The 17,414-nt window shown below is 55.7% G+C and carries 12 protein-coding genes; 3 read left to right on the plus strand and 9 right to left on the minus strand.

Annotation, left to right across the window (positions count from 1 at the left end):
• Nucleotides 1–33: 33 nt before the first annotated feature.
• The 3 genes from AC5DDB_RS08875 to AC5DDB_RS08885 form a co-directional block, all read right to left on the minus strand.
• Complete coding sequence (locus tag AC5DDB_RS08875; protein ID WP_491739353.1) at nt 34–3,267, minus strand: hypothetical protein; 3,234 nt, start codon at nt 3,265–3,267, stop codon at nt 34–36.
• A gap of 126 nt (nt 3,268–3,393) precedes the next feature.
• Nucleotides 3,394–5,910: a DUF1549 domain-containing protein gene (locus AC5DDB_RS08880; protein ID WP_491739354.1), complete on the minus strand. Its 2,517-nt coding sequence runs from the start codon at nt 5,908–5,910 to the stop codon at nt 3,394–3,396.
• A gap of 344 nt (nt 5,911–6,254) precedes the next feature.
• Nucleotides 6,255–7,211 carry an amidohydrolase family protein gene (locus tag AC5DDB_RS08885; protein ID WP_491739355.1) on the minus strand — a complete coding sequence of 319 codons (957 nt, stop codon included), beginning with the start codon at nt 7,209–7,211 and terminating at the stop codon, nt 6,255–6,257.
• A 132-nt stretch (nt 7,212–7,343) separates the two neighbouring features.
• Here AC5DDB_RS08885 and AC5DDB_RS08890 point away from each other — a divergent pair, with 132 nt between their 5' ends.
• On the plus strand, nt 7,344–8,435 hold the full coding sequence (locus AC5DDB_RS08890) for a glycoside hydrolase family 5 protein (protein ID WP_491739356.1): 1,092 nt from the start codon (nt 7,344–7,346) through the stop codon (nt 8,433–8,435).
• Nucleotides 8,436–8,494: 59 nt separating this feature from the next.
• Nucleotides 8,495–9,493 (plus strand): sialidase family protein, encoded by a 999-nt coding sequence (locus tag AC5DDB_RS08895; protein ID WP_491739357.1) that lies wholly within the window; start codon nt 8,495–8,497, stop codon nt 9,491–9,493.
• 13 nt (nt 9,494–9,506) lie between these two features.
• Here AC5DDB_RS08895 and ribD read toward each other — a convergent pair whose 3' ends face one another.
• The 3 genes from ribD to AC5DDB_RS08910 all read right to left on the minus strand — a co-directional run bounded on the left by ribD (nt 9,507) and on the right by AC5DDB_RS08910 (nt 13,608).
• On the minus strand, nt 9,507–10,634 hold the full coding sequence (gene ribD / locus AC5DDB_RS08900) for a bifunctional diaminohydroxyphosphoribosylaminopyrimidine deaminase/5-amino-6-(5-phosphoribosylamino)uracil reductase RibD (protein WP_491739358.1): 1,128 nt from the start codon (nt 10,632–10,634) through the stop codon (nt 9,507–9,509).
• Nucleotides 10,635–10,860: 226 nt separating this feature from the next.
• Nucleotides 10,861–13,011, minus strand: a complete 2,151-nt coding sequence (locus AC5DDB_RS08905) for an SEC-C domain-containing protein (RefSeq protein ID WP_491739359.1) — start codon at nt 13,009–13,011, stop codon at nt 10,861–10,863.
• Nucleotides 13,012–13,203: 192 nt separating this feature from the next.
• Nucleotides 13,204–13,608, minus strand: a complete 405-nt coding sequence (locus AC5DDB_RS08910) for a hypothetical protein (protein ID WP_491739360.1) — start codon at nt 13,606–13,608, stop codon at nt 13,204–13,206.
• Nucleotides 13,609–13,705: 97 nt separating this feature from the next.
• Between AC5DDB_RS08910 and AC5DDB_RS08915 the strand changes: the two genes are divergently transcribed.
• Nucleotides 13,706–14,653: a cation diffusion facilitator family transporter gene (locus AC5DDB_RS08915; protein ID WP_491739361.1), complete on the plus strand. Its 948-nt coding sequence runs from the start codon at nt 13,706–13,708 to the stop codon at nt 14,651–14,653.
• Nucleotides 14,654–14,660: 7 nt separating this feature from the next.
• On the opposite strand, the gene AC5DDB_RS08920 is transcribed toward AC5DDB_RS08915, so the two are convergent.
• The 3 genes from AC5DDB_RS08920 to AC5DDB_RS08930 form a co-directional block, all read right to left on the minus strand.
• A complete protein-coding gene (locus AC5DDB_RS08920; protein ID WP_491739362.1) occupies nt 14,661–15,164 on the minus strand; it encodes a hypothetical protein in 504 nt (167 codons plus the stop codon).
• A gap of 298 nt (nt 15,165–15,462) precedes the next feature.
• On the minus strand, nt 15,463–16,944 hold the full coding sequence (locus tag AC5DDB_RS08925) for a DUF1570 domain-containing protein (protein WP_491739363.1): 1,482 nt from the start codon (nt 16,942–16,944) through the stop codon (nt 15,463–15,465).
• An 85-nt stretch (nt 16,945–17,029) separates the two neighbouring features.
• Entirely contained in the window at nt 17,030–17,245 is a 216-nt protein-coding gene (locus AC5DDB_RS08930; protein ID WP_491739364.1) for a DNA gyrase inhibitor YacG, read from the minus strand.
• Nucleotides 17,246–17,414 lie beyond the last annotated feature (169 nt).

Below are 17,414 nucleotides of genomic sequence, written 5' to 3' on the forward strand. Positions count from 1 at the left end.
ACGGGTTTTCAAGCTTGACCGTGCGCTCGTTGATTACTTGGAGACTTTGATTGTGACCGGGGCGTCGACGGCTGCTTGTCCGTCGAAGTCCATGGCTGCCCGAATGACGAGATTTGCGAGGTCACCTTCAGTTGCGTTGCCGTCCGCTTGCACAACCAACACGCCTTCGTTTTGATCGGCCGGAATTGTGACTTCTGGGGCCGACAGCCCGGTGACATTCGGCGGCAATGGCAGTGACAATTTTACCGGTCCTTGGAATTCATTCTGCCGAGTGACCGTCACTTTGATGTCGATTTTCGAGCCGCGTTTCAATGCACCGCCGCCAGGGACGTCCGCTTTCAGTTTCACGGGACTTGGGCGAACCCGAATGATGATTGGCGTGGACGGATTCGTCACATTGATATTCTTCGGCTTCGCATCCGCTTCGACCTTTTTGAGATCGGCGTCAATTTGCTTCTTGATGTTCTGCAGGTTCTTCACCTCATCTTCAGCCGTTTTCACTGCTGCAGTCGAGGTGTTCTTGTCATTAGTGGCGGCTTGAAGTGCTGCTTCAGCATCTTTCACCGCTTGCTCAGCCTTCTGGATGGCCTCTTCGGGCTGCGTTTGTTTCTTAGCCTCAGCAAGCGCTTGCTTGGCTTGTTTGACAAGATCTTGATTGGTCTTTTCGCTTTCGGTGGCTTTCTTGACCGCTTCCTTGGCTTGGTCCACCTTCGCCTGGGCTTCTTTGATCTTGCCATCGATATGGGCCTGATCTTCCTTGGCCCGCGTGACGGCTTCAGGATTACGGGCATAGCTGACCTGAGCTTGCCCATTCAGATACACGGTATAGTCGCCGACCTTCGCGTTGTCTTTCACGAAGACTCGCAACAACGATTCCGCTTCACCCTTCTTAATCGTGACTGCGGGAACATCGATATTCGCGTTCTTCGGAACACCGGCAACAGCAAGTTTGACGTCCGCATCGAAGCCGTTTCGCTTGTCGAGTTTGAGCGGCACCAGGATTTGCCGACTTTGGTTAGCAGTGACATCTTGCGGCGTTGTCGTGACTTGAAATGCTGCCGCTTCGTCGATGACTGACAACCCCAGCGACCGGGAAACACGGGAGTCGGCCGCGTTGTTGTTCGTGCCATCCCACAGAATTGTTCCCGTACGGGCGATTCGCTCAACTTCTTTGGCAGCGGCGGCTTTCTCTTTCTTCGCAGTGTCGACGGCAGTCAACGCATTCTGCATTTTCTGTTCGGCGTCGGCGAGTTGCTTCTTCGCGTTATCGACGGCTTGTTTTTTGGTGTCGAAGTCTTTCTGAGCGGCCTCGACTTGTTTCTTGAGGCCCTCATCATCGGGCTTCTTCGAGAGTTGCTCTTTCAATTCGGCGAGTTTCTTCTCCGCGGGTTGAAACTGTGCCTCGGCTTGTTCGACCGGTTTTTTTAAATTTTCGACAGCATCCCGCGCCGGTTTGATGGCCGCCTCTGCCGCAGTCAATGCCTGCGTTTTCGCAGGGTCATCGATGACGGCTTTGCCCGAGATCGTCACCCGACCCGCCCACGGCTTGGCATCGGCGGCGGCGCTAAAGATGAGTTCTGTTGTCGTTTGCTCGGAACTGATGACAACCGGCGGACACGTTACACCTTCAGGCAGACCATTCGCCGTGATATTGATCGGGCCGTCGTAGCCGTCTTGTCGGAATGCAAAGACGGGCACAAAAACGTTATCGCCTTTGCGAACCGCGATGGGCGAGTTTGTGTAGGTGTTGTTCAGCGATCGCTGCGGAACGGCGACGAGGCGGAAATCGGGATTCTCCGGTCGCACCGCTAACCGGTAGACCAAACGCGGATCTCGGCGATTGCCGGCGTAACGATCCTTCACGTACACGCGGTATGTACCGTCAGCGGGCACTTGGAACTTCCATACCGGGTCGTCGGTGTTGGTGTCGAATGCGTACTGAGCCAGGTTTGTGGCGTTATCGTCTTGGCTGGTGATACGTTTGATCGTTTCGGTGCCGTCGTCTTTCTTGGTCACTTGATCGACCCAGAAATACGGATCGGCCGTTGTCCCGGTTCGCTGGGCGAAGACTTCGACGTAGTAAACCGTTCCCGCTTTGGCTTCAAACTCGATACCATCGACGTCGCGGCGTTCTTGAAATTGCCCGTAGACCTCCGCCGGCACACTCACTTTTTGCAGTTCGCCGGCTTGGTTGTTCGGTTCAGTTTCGGCCGTGAGTGGTGCGGTCGCGAATCCGATGAAGACGGCATTCGAACGACCATTTGGTGAAGGCAACACGTACTGAATACCGTCAATGCCGGCTTGGACCGGATCGAGGCTGGTTTCGACGTCGAGCTTTGTCGGTTCATTCGGCAACGCGATTTCCATCTCGAGCTGTTCGAGAGGTTTGCCACCGGCGACGACATCGGAAGGTTTGCCACCCGGAAGATTCCGACCGTAAAGCGTGTACTTGGACTTCGAACCGGGCAGACCGGCTGGCGGTAAGACAAAATCGATCCACGGAGCTGTCGTCACTGTGAACCGATAGAAATACTCATTGCCGCCCTGATAGGTGAAGTCGGCGACTTTCGCATAATACACACCATCAGCCGGTGCGACGAAATCCGCGACCGGGTCACCGTGCATCCAGATGCGAGACCGACTGGCAAAAGCGATTCGCCGTTCACTCGCATCGTAAATTTCGACGCTGCCATCCAACTTGGAATCGATGCGAGCGGAGTTGCAAATGGCGAGTAAACGTTGGCCTTTCTTCGCGGTGAACTTGTAGTAGTCCACATCGGTTGCTCGTTCCGATTTCGCATTGATGACTTGGTTGAGTTCGATTTCTTGGGCGGAATCGAAGTCGTTATTTGGATCGGTTTCCAGTTGTTCGGGATGGTTGCTGACCACGAACGTGCGGGGATTGCTCAGTCCGTACAGGCCCAACGCGCGAACTTCGTAATAGCCGGCGGGAACGTCAGGGGCGACTTTGACGGTAAACGCTGTGTTGATGGGTTTCGTTTGCCCGGCGACGTCTTTTGTCTTCTGGACGGCGGTTAGACCCGGATGATTGAACTGAAGCGTGGTCAAGTCGTCGAGGTCTTGGCCGGCGGTCACGGTGACGTCGACCTCCGTTCCGGCTTGGGCACCCGGCGGGAAGACGGCATGCAAGCGACATTGCGGCAACTGAGCCGAAGCAGTCGTCGAGAAGACACACCCAACAACCAAACCGATGCAGACGGTCACAGCAAACAAACGCCGAGAGTCAGCAGCCGTCTTAAGCGACATGACATTCCCTTGGATCAAAATCCGTGCCGTGGAGTTTGGCTCGACGGCTTCGTTGCAAACAGGATATTCGACAACGCCCAGGAACCGAAGCTCCTGGGCGTGATTGGTCGGTCAGTTTCCACCCGATCAATGGTTGAACAAAAACTCTTTGGTGTTGATCAGAGCCCACACGATGTCTTCGTATGCCGGTTGCACATTCTCTTTGTGCTTGGCGATGTGGTTAAGCGCCACTTGAAGTTCGTCAGCCTCGGGTTCTCGCGAGTACACCCAACGGTAGAGTTCACGAACTTTGTCCTCGTGTTCACGTTCTTTGTCCCGAGCGAAAAGCACGGCTCGACCGCTGCCGCTGCCGATCTTGCTTTGGACTTCTTGGCTGTTGAGCAAGTGCAGACTTTGAGCCAAGTTTGCTTCTTGGGACCGTTCGCACTCACACGCGGTATCGCCTTGCGGTTGGCCGAAGACTTTGAGGAAGTACGGTCCAATGGTGGGGTCCGGCAGTTGCGTGGCCCGCGTGCCAGCCGGTTGTCCGCTGTAGCCTTGTGTGGTGCCGGTGACTTGATGGAACGCATCGTAGAGGACTTCGGCGGTTAACCGTTTCGGGTAATACCGCGAGAAGTTCTGTTTGTCTTTGAGGTTGTACTCGTTCGGCAGAGATGTGAACTGATAGGTTTTCGATTTGCAGATCGTGCGAATCAATTCCTTCAGGTCAAAGCCGCTGTCGATGAAGTGCTTCGCCAACGCGTCGAGCAATTCGGGGTTCGATGGTGGATTGGTCGCCCGCATGTCGTCTTCGGGTTCGACGATGCCGCGACTGAAGAAGTGCTTCCAATACCGATTGACCAACGCCTTCGCGAAGAACGGATTGTCCGGAGCGGCCATCCAATCGACGAGGTACTGACGCGGGTCTTCTTGCGGATCGAGTTCCAGCGGTTCGCTGCCCAAACCGGCCGGTTTCAGGTTCTGTCCGTTGCGTGGATTCCGAGCCGACGCCGATCCTTCGTTGTGGAAGATACGTCGTTCCCGCATTTGTCGATTCGGCACGAACGCCAAGTTCTTCTTCCCGACGCGGCTGAAGAATGCAGCGAAACTGTAGTAATCGTTTTGGCTCCACTTTTCGAACGGGTGGTGGTGACACCGGGCACACTGAATTCGCAAACCGAGGAAGAGTTGAGCGGTGTCTTCAACCTGCTCGTTGACTTCATCGACTTCCCGATACCAGATCACCGCCGGGTTGATATTTTGATCCCCCGAGGCAGCGACGATTTGTCGCACGAACTCGTCGTAAGGCTTGTTCTCGTAGAGACTTTCCCAAATCCACCGGTGGAACGCGAACGTCCCGGCGATGTCTTCGTTACGACGTTTTTTGTTTCGTAGAACAAGGTTCCACTTGTTCGCGAAGTAGTCGGCGTACTCGGGGGAATCGAGCAGTTTGTCGATCACCTGATCGCGTTTGTCGGGTGATGGATCATCCAGGAACGCGGACGTTTCCTCGGCGGTGGGCAGGGTGCCGGTGATGTCCACATAGACCCGACGCAGGAATGTGCCGTCATCGGTCAGCGGGGACGGTGGAATGCCCAGGAGTTTCAGTTTCGCGAGCACGGCATCGTCGATGAAGTTGGACGCCGGCGGCAAGTCTTCGGTTTTGACATCGACACCCAGCGGGATCGTCGCTCGGAACGTGGCGACTTGACCTTGATAACGAGCCATGATCGCGACTTCACCGGCCAAATCGAGTGTTTTGACCAGACCGGTTTTCGTAGACTCGGCCATTTCGGTGTCGTTGGCTTCGAAGAGGGCCATTTGAGTGACGTCTTCGGTGCTGCCATCGCTATAGGTGGCCATCACGGTGATTTGCTGATCGGCACCGCGATCCATCACGCGACCTTCTGGCAAACAGGCGATCTTGGTCACATATGGATCATTGGGTTTGCCATAGGGCATGCCTTGCTCGATCCAACGGTAGACCATGCGGTATTCGTAGCTATCGACATCCATCCGCTTCCCACCACCGTGTGGCATCCGCCCGATGGCTTTCTGCAGCAGCAGGCTTTCACCTGGCGAACCGGGGAAAATTCGGCGTCCCCGAGCCTCTTTGACGAGGAACTCGTAATCGTCTTCCGGATAGAAACCCAACAGCGACAGTTTGAAGCCGTTTTGCCCACTGGCTTTCCCGTGACATCCGCCACTGTTGCAGCCGAGTTTGGTGAAGATCGGCGTGATTTGGTTTTTGAAGTTGATCGGGTGTTGATTGGCAACCCCGGTCACAGTCAAAGCCAATTGACCGGCCGGACCGTTTTCGGTTTTCGCGGTGACTGTGGCTTGGCCGTCTTTGAGCGGTGTCACCAACCCGGTTTCATCCACCGCGACGACACCTTCGGGTTGAGTGGTGAAAGTCACTGAGTGGGTCAGGTCGTGCATTTGCCCGCTAGAGTACACACCGGTCACGAAAAGTTGTTGACGGGCGTCACGTCCGCGGATTGTGACCGAATTCTCGCCGATCGCCGGTCCAATTTCGACCTTTTGCAGGGTTCCCGGGTCACCCAGACCGGTTGGTTTCGGCTGAGAATCGGCAGCCGTTGTGGTCGAAACCCACATCGACAGAATGGCAATACTCGCCAGCCAGAAACGTGTCAATCGGCTCATCGAGAACTCCTATTTGTGAGCAACACAAAACGGATTTGGAGGTTTCGGACTGCAACGAACCGCAACTGATCACATTGACGCAGTCGTCAGCGTGACGCTCGCATTGTCGGGGCCGTCGGTATTGTGGAGGGAGGCGAAGTCAACTGTGGATCCCCGTCCTGGGTCTTCCGCAATCAGTTAGCCATCCCCTGGAGGTTGGTATTCAGCATCCTCTAACATATCAACGAATACTGTCGTGTCAACCTTCCGACGTAACGAGATCCGTCTCGTATAGAAAGATTGAGCGTTCCCGAGACCGAGGTTACGGGCGAATTGCCTTTTTTCATCATCCTGACGAAAACACCTCATGTATCGTAGAAGTACACACGCTCGGCCGTCTTCCGTAGCAGGTTCTCGCGATCGGTGTCGGAGAGGAAGTCGATACGATCGCGGATGAGCGCGATGGAATCGTGGTAAGTGTTCGGGGCCACGATTTGATACGGACTATCACTGGCCCACATGCATCGTTCGGTGCCGAAGGCATCCAGCACACGACGGATCATCGGCACCAATTCCCTGTGCGGCGGCTTCTTCTTGCCGAGAGCGTAATACGCGGAGATTTTGAGCGACGTCTTCGGGTACTTCGCCAACGCACAGAGTTGCTTCAAGTCGCGATCCCGCATTTTGCCGTCGATCCCGACACGGGCAAAGTGATCGATGACCACCGGTGTGTCGGGGTGTTTTTTGCACATCGCGTTGACAGCGGGCAGGTCTTCAGGATTGATCAGGCAGCACATCGCTTGCCCGGTTTCGGCGGCACACTTCCACATCGCGTCCATACCGGGACCGCTCAGCCAATCTTTGGCACCGCGAATTCCCGATGTGATCCGAAACGCCGTCACCCGCTGCGGCAACAATTCTTTCATCTTGAGATCAGGATGCGGCTGCGTGTCGTCGACCATTCCCACGACGCGGAATTTCTCCGGGTATTCCTTCGCGGCCCAGATGAGATACGAGTTGTCCCAGCCGTGATAAATATGGTGTTGAATCAACACGACCCGCGTGACGTTCTCTTTCCCGGCGACTTCCAGCAATTCCTCGGCGGTGAAGCTCGGCGGAGCCAAATCCGCTACGGTTTGCCCCTCGGCCAATGGAAACCGTTTGACGTCCCGAGTCCAAATGTGCGAGTGTGCGTCGATCCAACCGCTCTGCGGTGAGGACGTTTTTTCGGTGGCGTTCAAAAGGGACCCCGTCATAACTCCGGCGGCAACTGCGGCTGATGTTTGCAACATTCCACGACGAGACAAAGTCAGTTGATTCACAGGGGAATCCTTTGTTGGTGATCTTCGGCCAGGTGCGAGTCGGAGGCTGAGACTCGCTCATTTCAACATTCTCTCATACGATACCGGGAGAAGTTCCGGATCGTCAACGAGATAACCAGAAGGGAACACGCAATGCGAACGAGCGCTCTACTCATGTTGGTGGTGATGACGGGTTCCCCAGTGTTGGCGACCGACATGGAACGCATCCGTGTCTCCGACGACCAAAAGGGGTTCGTCTTGGCAGAGTCCGGTAAACCGTTCGTGCCTTGGGGGTTCAATTACGATCACGACCGTGACGGCCGACTGCTCGAGGAATACTGGGAAGAGCAGTGGGCCGACGTCGAAAGTGATTTCGCGGAGATGAAGAAACTCGGCGCGAACGTCGTGCGGATTCACTTGCAAGTCGAAGCATTTCTCAAAAGCCCGACGGAACCGAAGCCAGCCGCGCTCGATCGTCTGTCGCAGCTTCTGAAACTTGCGGAACGCACGGGGTTGTATCTCGATATCACTGGGCTCGGTTGTTACCACAAACAAGACGTGCCCGCGTGGTACGATGAACTGAGCGAACAGAAACGCTGGGAAACGCAAGCTGTGTTTTGGTCGGCGGTGGCAAAAACGTGTGCCGACAGCCCGGCAGTCTTCTTTTACGACTTGATGAACGAACCCGTTGTCCCAGGGGGAAAACGCAACGATCGGGATTGGCTCGGTCCCGGTTTTGGCGGCAAACATTTCGTGCAGTTCATCACGCTCGATCAAGCCGGCCGGTCACGCCCCGACATCGCCAAGCAATGGGTGAAAACGCTCGTCAAAGCCATCCGAGAACACGACGAGCATCACCTCATCACGGTTGGGTTGGTGCCTTGGAGTCTCGATCGCCCTGGTCTCACCAGCGGATTTGTACCGAGCGCGATCGCCGACGACCTCGACTTCATCGCAATGCACATCTACCCCGAAAGTGACAAAGTCGACGAAGCGATGGAAACACTCGCCGGTTTCGCAGCCGTCGGCAAACCGGTGATTATCGAGGAAATCTTCCCGCTCAAATGCAACATGGACGACTTCGCCGAGTTCATCGAGCGTTCGAAGAAACACGCCTCCGGTTGGATCGGGTTCTATTGGGGATCGACACCCGATGAACTCGAACAAACCAAAACCTTCGCGGCGGCTATCACCCGCAGTTGGCTGGAATTCTTCGAAAAGAACGCTGCCGACATGCAACGATGAACCCACAAACTTAGCACTCAAAAACCGATGACAGTTCTATTCAGATAGGAGACCAGTTCGTGATCAAGCAGTTTTCACTTTCGCTCATTCTCAGTTGTCTTTTTGCAGTGAGCTTGCAAGCCGAGGATGCGGGCGGAATGCGGCTGATCGAGTCGCAACGAATTTGGGACAAGGCCCCACACTCGGCATTCACCGATTTGATTCGTTTCCAAGACCGTTGGTACTGCGTGTTTCGTGAAGGCGACGGTCATGTGTCGGCCAACGGTTCGCTGCGAGTGCTGACCTCGGAAGACGGCGAAAAGTGGACATCGGCGGCGTTACTTTCGTCGGAAGACTCGGACCTGCGAGATGCCAAGATCGTCGTCACACCGGACGGGCGGTTGATGCTCTCCGGTGCCGAAGCTATGAACAATCCGAAAAGCTACAAACATCAATCGTTGGTTTGGTTCTCCGAAGACGGCAAGAATTGGAGTCGAGGCTACGAAGTTGGTGACCGCAATAACTGGCTGTGGAGAGTTACTTGGCAGAAAGATGCGGCGTACGGTTTCGGCTACGACACGGGAAAGGACCGACAAGGTCTTCGTTTCTTCCGCAGCACCGATGGCAAAGAATTCGATACGCTCATTTCGAAAGTGGCAGTCGAAGGAACGTACCCCAACGAGACATCTGTCGTGTTCACACCGGATGGCACCGGCTATTGTTTATTGCGACAAGACGGCCAACCGAAGGTCGGTTACATCGGCAAGTCACACCCCCCATACACTGAATGGGATTGGAAACCACTCGACCGACGAATTGGCGGGCCGCACATGATTCGCCTGCCCGACGGTCGGTTTATTGCCGCCGTGCGTTTGTATGATGGGAAGGTGCGGACGTCGCTATGTTGGCTCGACCCGGAGAATGCAAAAATCACCGAAGCCCTGAAACTACCCTCCGGCGGAGACACGAGCTACGCGGGCTTGGTATGGCACGACGATCAATTGTGGGTCAGTTACTATTCATCCCACGAAGGCAAGACCGCGATTTATCTGGCGAAGGTCGAAGTCGATCCCAAGTAACACAACCAACGACTCAGTGCATCACCCGTCCGCGAATGTAGACGTCACTACCAAGCGGGCGGATGATGGAGTCTTCGAGTTGTGGCGTTTGGGAGACGGTGTCCAATCCCAAACCGGCGAGTGGTGTGATAGCGTCGGTTCCGCCGAGAAGTTTCGGGGCGACGAACACATGGCATTCGTCAATCATATCGTCATCGAAACACTGTCCGAGTAACTCTCCACCGCCTTCGACCAGCACGTTCGTCATCCGCCTTCGACCGAGTTCGCTGAACAAGTCGGGCAGAGAGATCTTCGCGGAACCGTCCTCGGTATCTGACGTGGTCGGCAGAACCAACACTTCGACACCCGCGGCTTCGAGTTTCGTGATATTCTCTTTCGGGGCCTGTTCCGAAGTGGCAACTAACACCGGATGCTCGCCGGCGGTTTGCACGAGTTGGCTTTCCAGCGGCAAACGTGCGAGCGCATCGACGACAATGCGGATCGCCGATCGTGGTCCCGAAGGGCGAGCCGTGAGTAGGGGATCATCCGCGATCGCAGTGCCGATGCCGACCATGATTGCATCCATTCGGCCCCGCAGATGATGCACGGTTCGCCGAGAAAGTTCGTTCGAAATCCATTGCGACTTCCCGGTTCGTGAGGCGATTTTGCCATCGAGCGTCATCGCCCACTTGGCATGGACCCACGGCAAACTTGTGGTCATCAATTTGGTGAACGGAGCAATCAGGGCTTTGGCGTCGTTTTCCAATAACCCAACGGTCACTTCGATGCCCGCCGCTTCGAGGGCTTCGATCCCGTTCCCCGCAGTATGCGAAGCCGGGTCGCGGGTGCCGATGAAAACTCGCCGAATACCCGCTTTGATCACGGCTGACGTGCAGGGGGGAGTTTTTCCTTGATGATTGCACGGTTCGAGTGTGACGTACAGCGTTGTGCCGTTGGCTTTCGCACCGGCGTGTTCGATCGCATTGACTTCAGCGTGAGCATGCCCGAATTGCTCGTGCCAACCTTCGCCGACGACATCACCATCCGCATTGACCAGCACCGCACCAACGGCCGGGTTCGGCTCGACCATACCAAAGCCACGAACAGCCAGCTCCAAAGCCCAGCGCATTGCGTCTTCGTGCGTGTCCAACCGTGCGACCATTACTGAACCGTGATGTGCAGAGGCGTCATTGAGAAGGGATGTCGTATGTCATCTAATGCTTCAAGAACAGTGTTAGTGTTCTTAAGCGGATCGAGAATCGAGGACAGCGTACCATTGCAGGCGAACTTGGCCATCCTCGATCCTCCATCTTCAACCGTCAAAATCGAAGTGATGTGAGTGTCGAATCATGAGACGTGTTGATCGTCAAGTTGACGAAATTCCTGTGTTAGTCTTCGCCGGGAACCCAGAGTTTCTGAGTGGCGTTTTCGGTGGATCCCCCTGCGGAGTCCGGGGTCCATAAACCGCCGCTGGAAACCTGACCGCTCACGCCACCAACTTCCACTCGCTCGGGAACCTGGAGGCCGTAAGCTTCAAAGACCATTTGAACGTGTTCAGCCAACTGGGGAATCTTCTTCGCGTACCGATCGAGCAGCTTTCGTGCGAACGGCATGAGTTCCGCGTCCGTCGGGTCTTCGACTCGCAGCGACAACTCACGAATTTCCCACCGCACCGTCTGCGCGAACGCGTCGTCTGTGGTGGCGGCGTGTTCTTTGCCCTGACGAATCCAATCGAAAGCGGCTTCGCGGTCGTTGCGATCGCGGGCCAATTCGCACAGCGTGTACAAGGCCCGATCCAAGTCCAAGGACGACCGACAACTCTCCCGCGACAACGCCTCTCGGAGTGTCCTTTCGAGGAACTCGTTATGACGCAATAACAACGCCCGATTGAGCACGTAGTTGAGTTGCGTGTCGTCGAGTTTCTCGATCGGCAAGCGATGCATTTTCATGACCGAGAACGAACCCAAAGGCAAGTCGTCGGTGACTTCGATCGGTTCCGGCGTGGGCAGTTCCAACTTTTCGAGCAGCGCCGGCAGATTGAGAATGAATGCGTTGCGATCGCAGAAGGCATCGAACACATAAACCGAAGCGGCTAACGCGACACGAGCGGATTCATCGCCAACGACGTCGAGCGGTGTGCGATCACCGAGAGCCGCTTGCGAGAGATTGAGCCATGTCTCGTCGACGTGCTCTTGCCATTGCTCTTTTTCGAGTTCCAGTTGCCGAACGGCTGGCACTGATTTCGGAAAATGCCATTGGAACTGCAGCGGCAAATACTCCCGCGGCGTAAACGCTCGCATGCCGCCATCTGGGTCTTCTTGGGTGTCTTCGATTTCCGCCTCGGCGATGGATTCGAAAATCTCGCGAGCGGATTCGCTGTATTCGGTGGCCAACCGTGTGAGCCAAACTTGCGGAGCGTCTTCGACGACCGCCTCGGCGAAGATCAAGCGTCCGACGACACGCGAGACATTCTCCCGCGAGATTTCCTCGTCTTCGGAAATCGGTTCACGATCGAGAATGTTGACCACCGGCGGTTGTTTCCGGCCGTCTTCATCGGGGGTGTCTGGGAGACGTTCGAGTTGCGGATGATCGTCGATCATCGACAACAACTTGCTGACCGACTTCACACGATAACCCACGGCGAGCACATCCGCTTGGGCATCCGGCGCGTTTTGGTCGAGCAATTGAGCGAGTGTCTCGTACTCGACGGCGGTTTCGAAATCAGATTCCAACCGTGCGGCGCGATGGAGCGCTTCGGCGGCTTCTTCTTCGTCACCGTCCCATGCCCAACACAATCCCGCATTCGACCACAGGACGGGATTCTCCGCGTCATCCTCGGCCAATCGTTCGTACAAGTTCGCAGCGGTCTCGTAACAACCCATCACGACGGAACGCTCGGCCCGTTTGAGCCATTTCGCCCGGTCTTCGGCGTTCTCGCCATCGTCGGTCATTTCGACCGGACGCAACGGATGCGGTCCACGCAGCGGGTAGGGCAGTCGTTCGTCACCGTCGAAGTCGATCAATCGCAGGAAGACTTGTTGCTTGTCTTCTTCCGGCACCAATCGCATAGCGAGTGCCAAGTGTTGACGGACCGCCAGGTACTTTCGTTCGCCGTACATCAAGCCGGCAATACCCATCGCGAGCGAACCGACGACATCCGGGAAGTGCTGGGCGCAATGTCGGAAAGCTTTGTAGACCGTCGATTTTGCGTCTTCGAATCCGACCGCACCGACCGAAGCCGTCGCCAGCAACGCGAGCCCAAACGGGTGCTCGGGTTGTTGATCGAGCAACGCCGTCAACGTTTGCTGAGCTTCCGCAGCACGGCCTTCATTCAAAAGCACGCCAGCGCGGGTGACGTAAATCCACGGAATTTCGGGCTTGGTTTTTTGAAGGCGATCGAGAACTTGCAAAGTTGCCTGCGTTTGGTGGTTCTCTTGCAGACCGGCAACTTTGTCCATTTCTTCCGCTACGGGAAGGCAACAAAATTTAAACTTCTTCCCGCTGCCACACGGGCATGGGTCGTAAGCATCATAAGCCATGGGGTCATCCTGTCGTCCGATGGGCCTCCGTGACGCTACCGCAACGTAATTGAGGCAGGTCGGTGCCGCTTAATAAGCTGTTCGCCGCAGGTGGTAAACTACGGAACTCACGATGGTAGCAAATCCGTCGCCAATTCACAGCGTACTCAGTGGGATTGACGGGGCAGTCGACGAATTTTCACAAGGTTCAGTTTACCCCAAATCCAGTGTAGCAAAGCCTCCGGCTGCAATTACTTGCTGGATTTGAAGAAACAGAGATTCGTGATAGGGGGTGCCGACGGGTTCATCGGGCATAAAGACCTTCAGTGGCGGATCGGTGTAAAAACGGAAAAACCGACCGGACGGAGCGTGAAACCAATCCCGGTCTGCCACGAATGCCGCTCCCCACACGGGTCCGCCGAGTCTCGCAAGCGAGCGATAAATCCACCCATGCCGATACCAGCGGGCGATCTCCACGAATTGAATCGTAGAAACTTCACTCCCCGCGTGTAGGATTAACCGATCCGGCCGCACCACGATTTCGGTGACATTATCCCATCCCACGCCAACCGCACTGGGAACAAAGCGGACATTGGTCTCCCGCTGTATTCGACCCATGGATACACCCACCGATTGCGATCCACGAGGGATCAAGTACAATTCGCTCAGAGATCTAGGTAGTGGACTAAATCGTTGACCGGGAAGGAATTGTATCGTGGCAGCGAGTGGATCGAAAATCGCAATTTATGGAGCAATCGCCGGGAACTTTGCCATCTCGGTGACGAAGTTCATTGCGGCCGCGATCACCGGCAGTTCGGCAATGCTCTCCGAAGGGATTCACTCGGTCGTCGATACCGGGAACGGAGCGTTATTGCTGCTGGGGATTCGTCTGTCTCAACGTCCCGCCGACGAGGAGCACCCGTTTGGCTACGGTCTCGATCTGTACTTCTGGACGTTGATCGTCGCGGTGCTGATTTTCGGCATCGGGGGCGGCGTTTCCTTCTATGAAGGCGTACGGCACGTTCAACATCCGGGGGAACTTCAAGACCCAACGGCGAACTACATCGTATTGGGTTTGGCGATCATTTTCGAAGGTGCCGCCTGGTGGTTGGCATTGAAGGGGTTCCTGCAATCCAAGCACGAAGACCAAGGCGTTTGGCAGGCGATTCGTCACAGTAAAGACCCGACCACGTTTGCCGTCTTGTTCGAAGACTCCGCGGCGATGCTCGGTTTGGTGGTGGCTTTCCTCGGAATCTATTTTGGGCATTTGTTGGAAATGCCAGTGCTCGACGGTGTGGCGTCGATTGTCATCGGGTTGATCCTGATGGGTGTCGCGTTGCTGCTCATTCGGGAGACGCGTGGACTGCTCATCGGCGAAAGTGCAGACCCGGAAACCGTGCTCAGCGTTCGTGAGATCGCTACCACGGACCCGGCTGTTCAACGAGTTCGCAGACCGATGACGTTACACTTCGGCCCCGACACAGTCCTGCTGGCGCTCGACGTCCAGTTCCGGGACGAACTCTCAGCCGACGACGTCGAAGTGGCTGTCGATCGACTCGAAGAAACGATTCGCGGTCGGCATCCGCAGATCAAACACATTTACCTGGAAGCTGATTCCATCTCGTCCGGCAAAGAGCGTCGCGGCAAATCGGGGCCGCAGTAACCGCGATTCAGTTCGCTGCCGTTTCGGTCAGAACTGGTGCAGTCTCCGCGGCATCCAACACGTCAAAGTGCTGTTGCAAGGATTCGCTAGGCAGTGTTCCAGGTGGCGTGAGCAAATTGGGGCGTTTCTTGCGGTAGCGGATTCGCCATTCGGTTTTGTCTTGGGTCGTCATCGTGATGTCGCTGTGAGACGTCCGATGCGTCAGCCCCGGTAATCGCGGCGTGACCCGGCCGAAATCTTCGTTGTCGAAGTTTTGCAGTCCGCCGGCTAATTGAATGTCGTCACCGTGGCTGTTCTTGTGAACGTGCGTCACACTGCCGATGGCGGCTTCTTCCTCGAAGACGATTTCATAACCTTCCGGGAAATGCTGAGCCATCAGTTCCTCAGCTTTCTCCCGATTTCGCGCGGTGTCGGACGGCATCGCCACAACGCCTTCCATCTCGCCCTTCGTGACGTACCGAGCCGACGCACAACCGCTGAAGATCAGCATCATGCCTAAGAGGATTCGCATGGGTTGGCCCCGCAAACTGAAATGAAAAGACGGATTGTGTCGACGTCTTTCCCTCAATCGGCAGTTTTCCCCCGCGACTTCAAAAAAATCCTCAAGTTTTTACCACGCCTGCGGAGAGAACAGGGTTCGACTTTACTCTCCCTTTGGGAGATCGGACGCGAAAGCGTCCGGGGAGGGGCAATTGTGGTTGGGCTTAACTGTGCTCGCCCTCCCCTCGCTGCGCTCGACCCTCCCAATAGGAGAGTGATAGCGACGCCGATCTTGACCGCAAGTTGTTCTGTAATCACCTGCAGTCGCATCACTCGCCCAGTGGGGAGGGGAGTTGGCCTTGCTTCCAGGCGTTGGCGGTGTCGCCGTTGGCGATGGCGGACTGGATTTTCACGCGAAATGTGCCAGCCGGTCCCAGGTTCACACCCACGATTCGTTTTTGCACAAATTGCAATGGCAATCGTTGCGACTTGCGAATTTTCAGATCCGGGATGAACCAGTCCGCGAATTCGCCGGTGCCTGTGACAACGGTCACGTAATACGCCATATCCCGCAGTGGCGAGATGTTCGTGAGTTGTCCTTGCACCTGTAAAAAACCGTTCGGCTGACGAACCGCGGTCAACACGACTTCGCCCAAATGAGACTGCGTTTCGCTAATGCCCGCTTGACGTCGCTCCGTTGCGGAGAGTCGTTGACGTTGCATCTCGATCGGCAACTTCCGACGAAACTCCGTTTCCAATTCCGCGGGCGGTTTGCCGAAGATTTCCTCGAATTCGGCAAGTTGTTGTTCCGGACTCATTTCCGCGAGCGAGTCCTTCTCACCAAGTCGCTCGACGTAGTTTTTGTAACCGTCGGGGTAATTGTTGAGCAAGAACCAATGCATGCTCCAGGCGTTGCGGTAGGCATCGCCGGCGAAAATGTCGCCTCGGAATGCAGCGTTGTGCTGGACGGTTTCGGTCCAAGATAACCCGCCACCTGCGAGGGCTTTGCGAGCGTATTGGGAATTGAGCCGATTCGGACCATTGCGAATCCGATCGCCATTGCCTTCGAACGATGTTGCAATTCCTTCGTTGAACCACACCGGTAGCGGGGCCAGTCGCCGAAACACACCGCGATTGTAAACCTGCTGATGCATCGCTTCGTGAAGTGGGGTGGCAAAGTCGTAACACTCACCAAGCCGTAACACGAGAAAATTCGACATCCCCGAGTAAAACCCCGCGATGTTCCCGGCCGACAGACTTTGACCGCCGCCACGTGATTCTTCCACATAGGCTTCGAAGTCGTCGTCGGTCTCGAAGATCAACGCCACAAGGGTGTGCTTCGGGTTGTCGATCGAAATCCGTGCTTGGCGGGCGTAGTTTTTAAACTCGTTTTCCACTCGCTTCATAAACCCGACCGCTTCCCGCAGGAACGATTGGGCTCGCGTTTCTTCAATTCGTGTGCTCAATGGGTTGGCCAACACCAAACCCACAACGAACGGCCGTTTCGAGGTCGCACGGAATTTCTCTGCTCCGAACCGTCTGGTAAGCTGCGCGATCATTGCGTCTTCGTCGAGCGGTTCCGGTCCGTCCGTCGGTTCTCGTTTGACGATGCGGGCTTCCGGAATGACTTCCAGCGAACCGTCTGCCAACTCGAGCGCCACCGCGCCACGGTCTGATCCGTAGATCTGGGCCTCGACGGTGACTTGCTGCCCATCGTCTTGGATGTAGGTAATCTCGTCCGCCTGGACCGACATCAATGTCGTCGCGAACATGACCCCGGTGAGGCAAGAGTAAACTGACAAACCACGCATGCAAACACGTCCGGGTTCGAGAGTCGACAAATGTAACTGTGATGCAATCAGCCTATCAGTCGGCCATCAAAATTGCAAAAAGCTCTCAGCCCTCGAAGTATCCGCTTTCGTTCTGTTTGTCGAATTCCTCGGCCATCTGTTCGGGAGTCATTTCGTCGACGATTGCATACCGTCCGTCCGCCCAGCGGCCGAGATCGATCAACTGACACCGCTTGCTGCAAAACGGAAAATACGGAGAATCGGCCGTCAGTTCCGGCGGAAGTTCCGCATCACATATCGGACAAGTCTGCGAACGAATCATGGGCATCTCGGAGATATGGAACAGGATCAGCTTTTGTAGGCTTCCGGTGTTATCCTAACTAATTCGGCGTGTCCGACAATCATCGTTTCTTGGGAAGTCAGTGGTGTGCGAAAGATTGATGAATAGCGTGTCGCGTTTGACGGAGGGGATTGACAGAACCAGGGCACGA

This window comes from Thalassoroseus sp. (assembly GCF_984380535.1).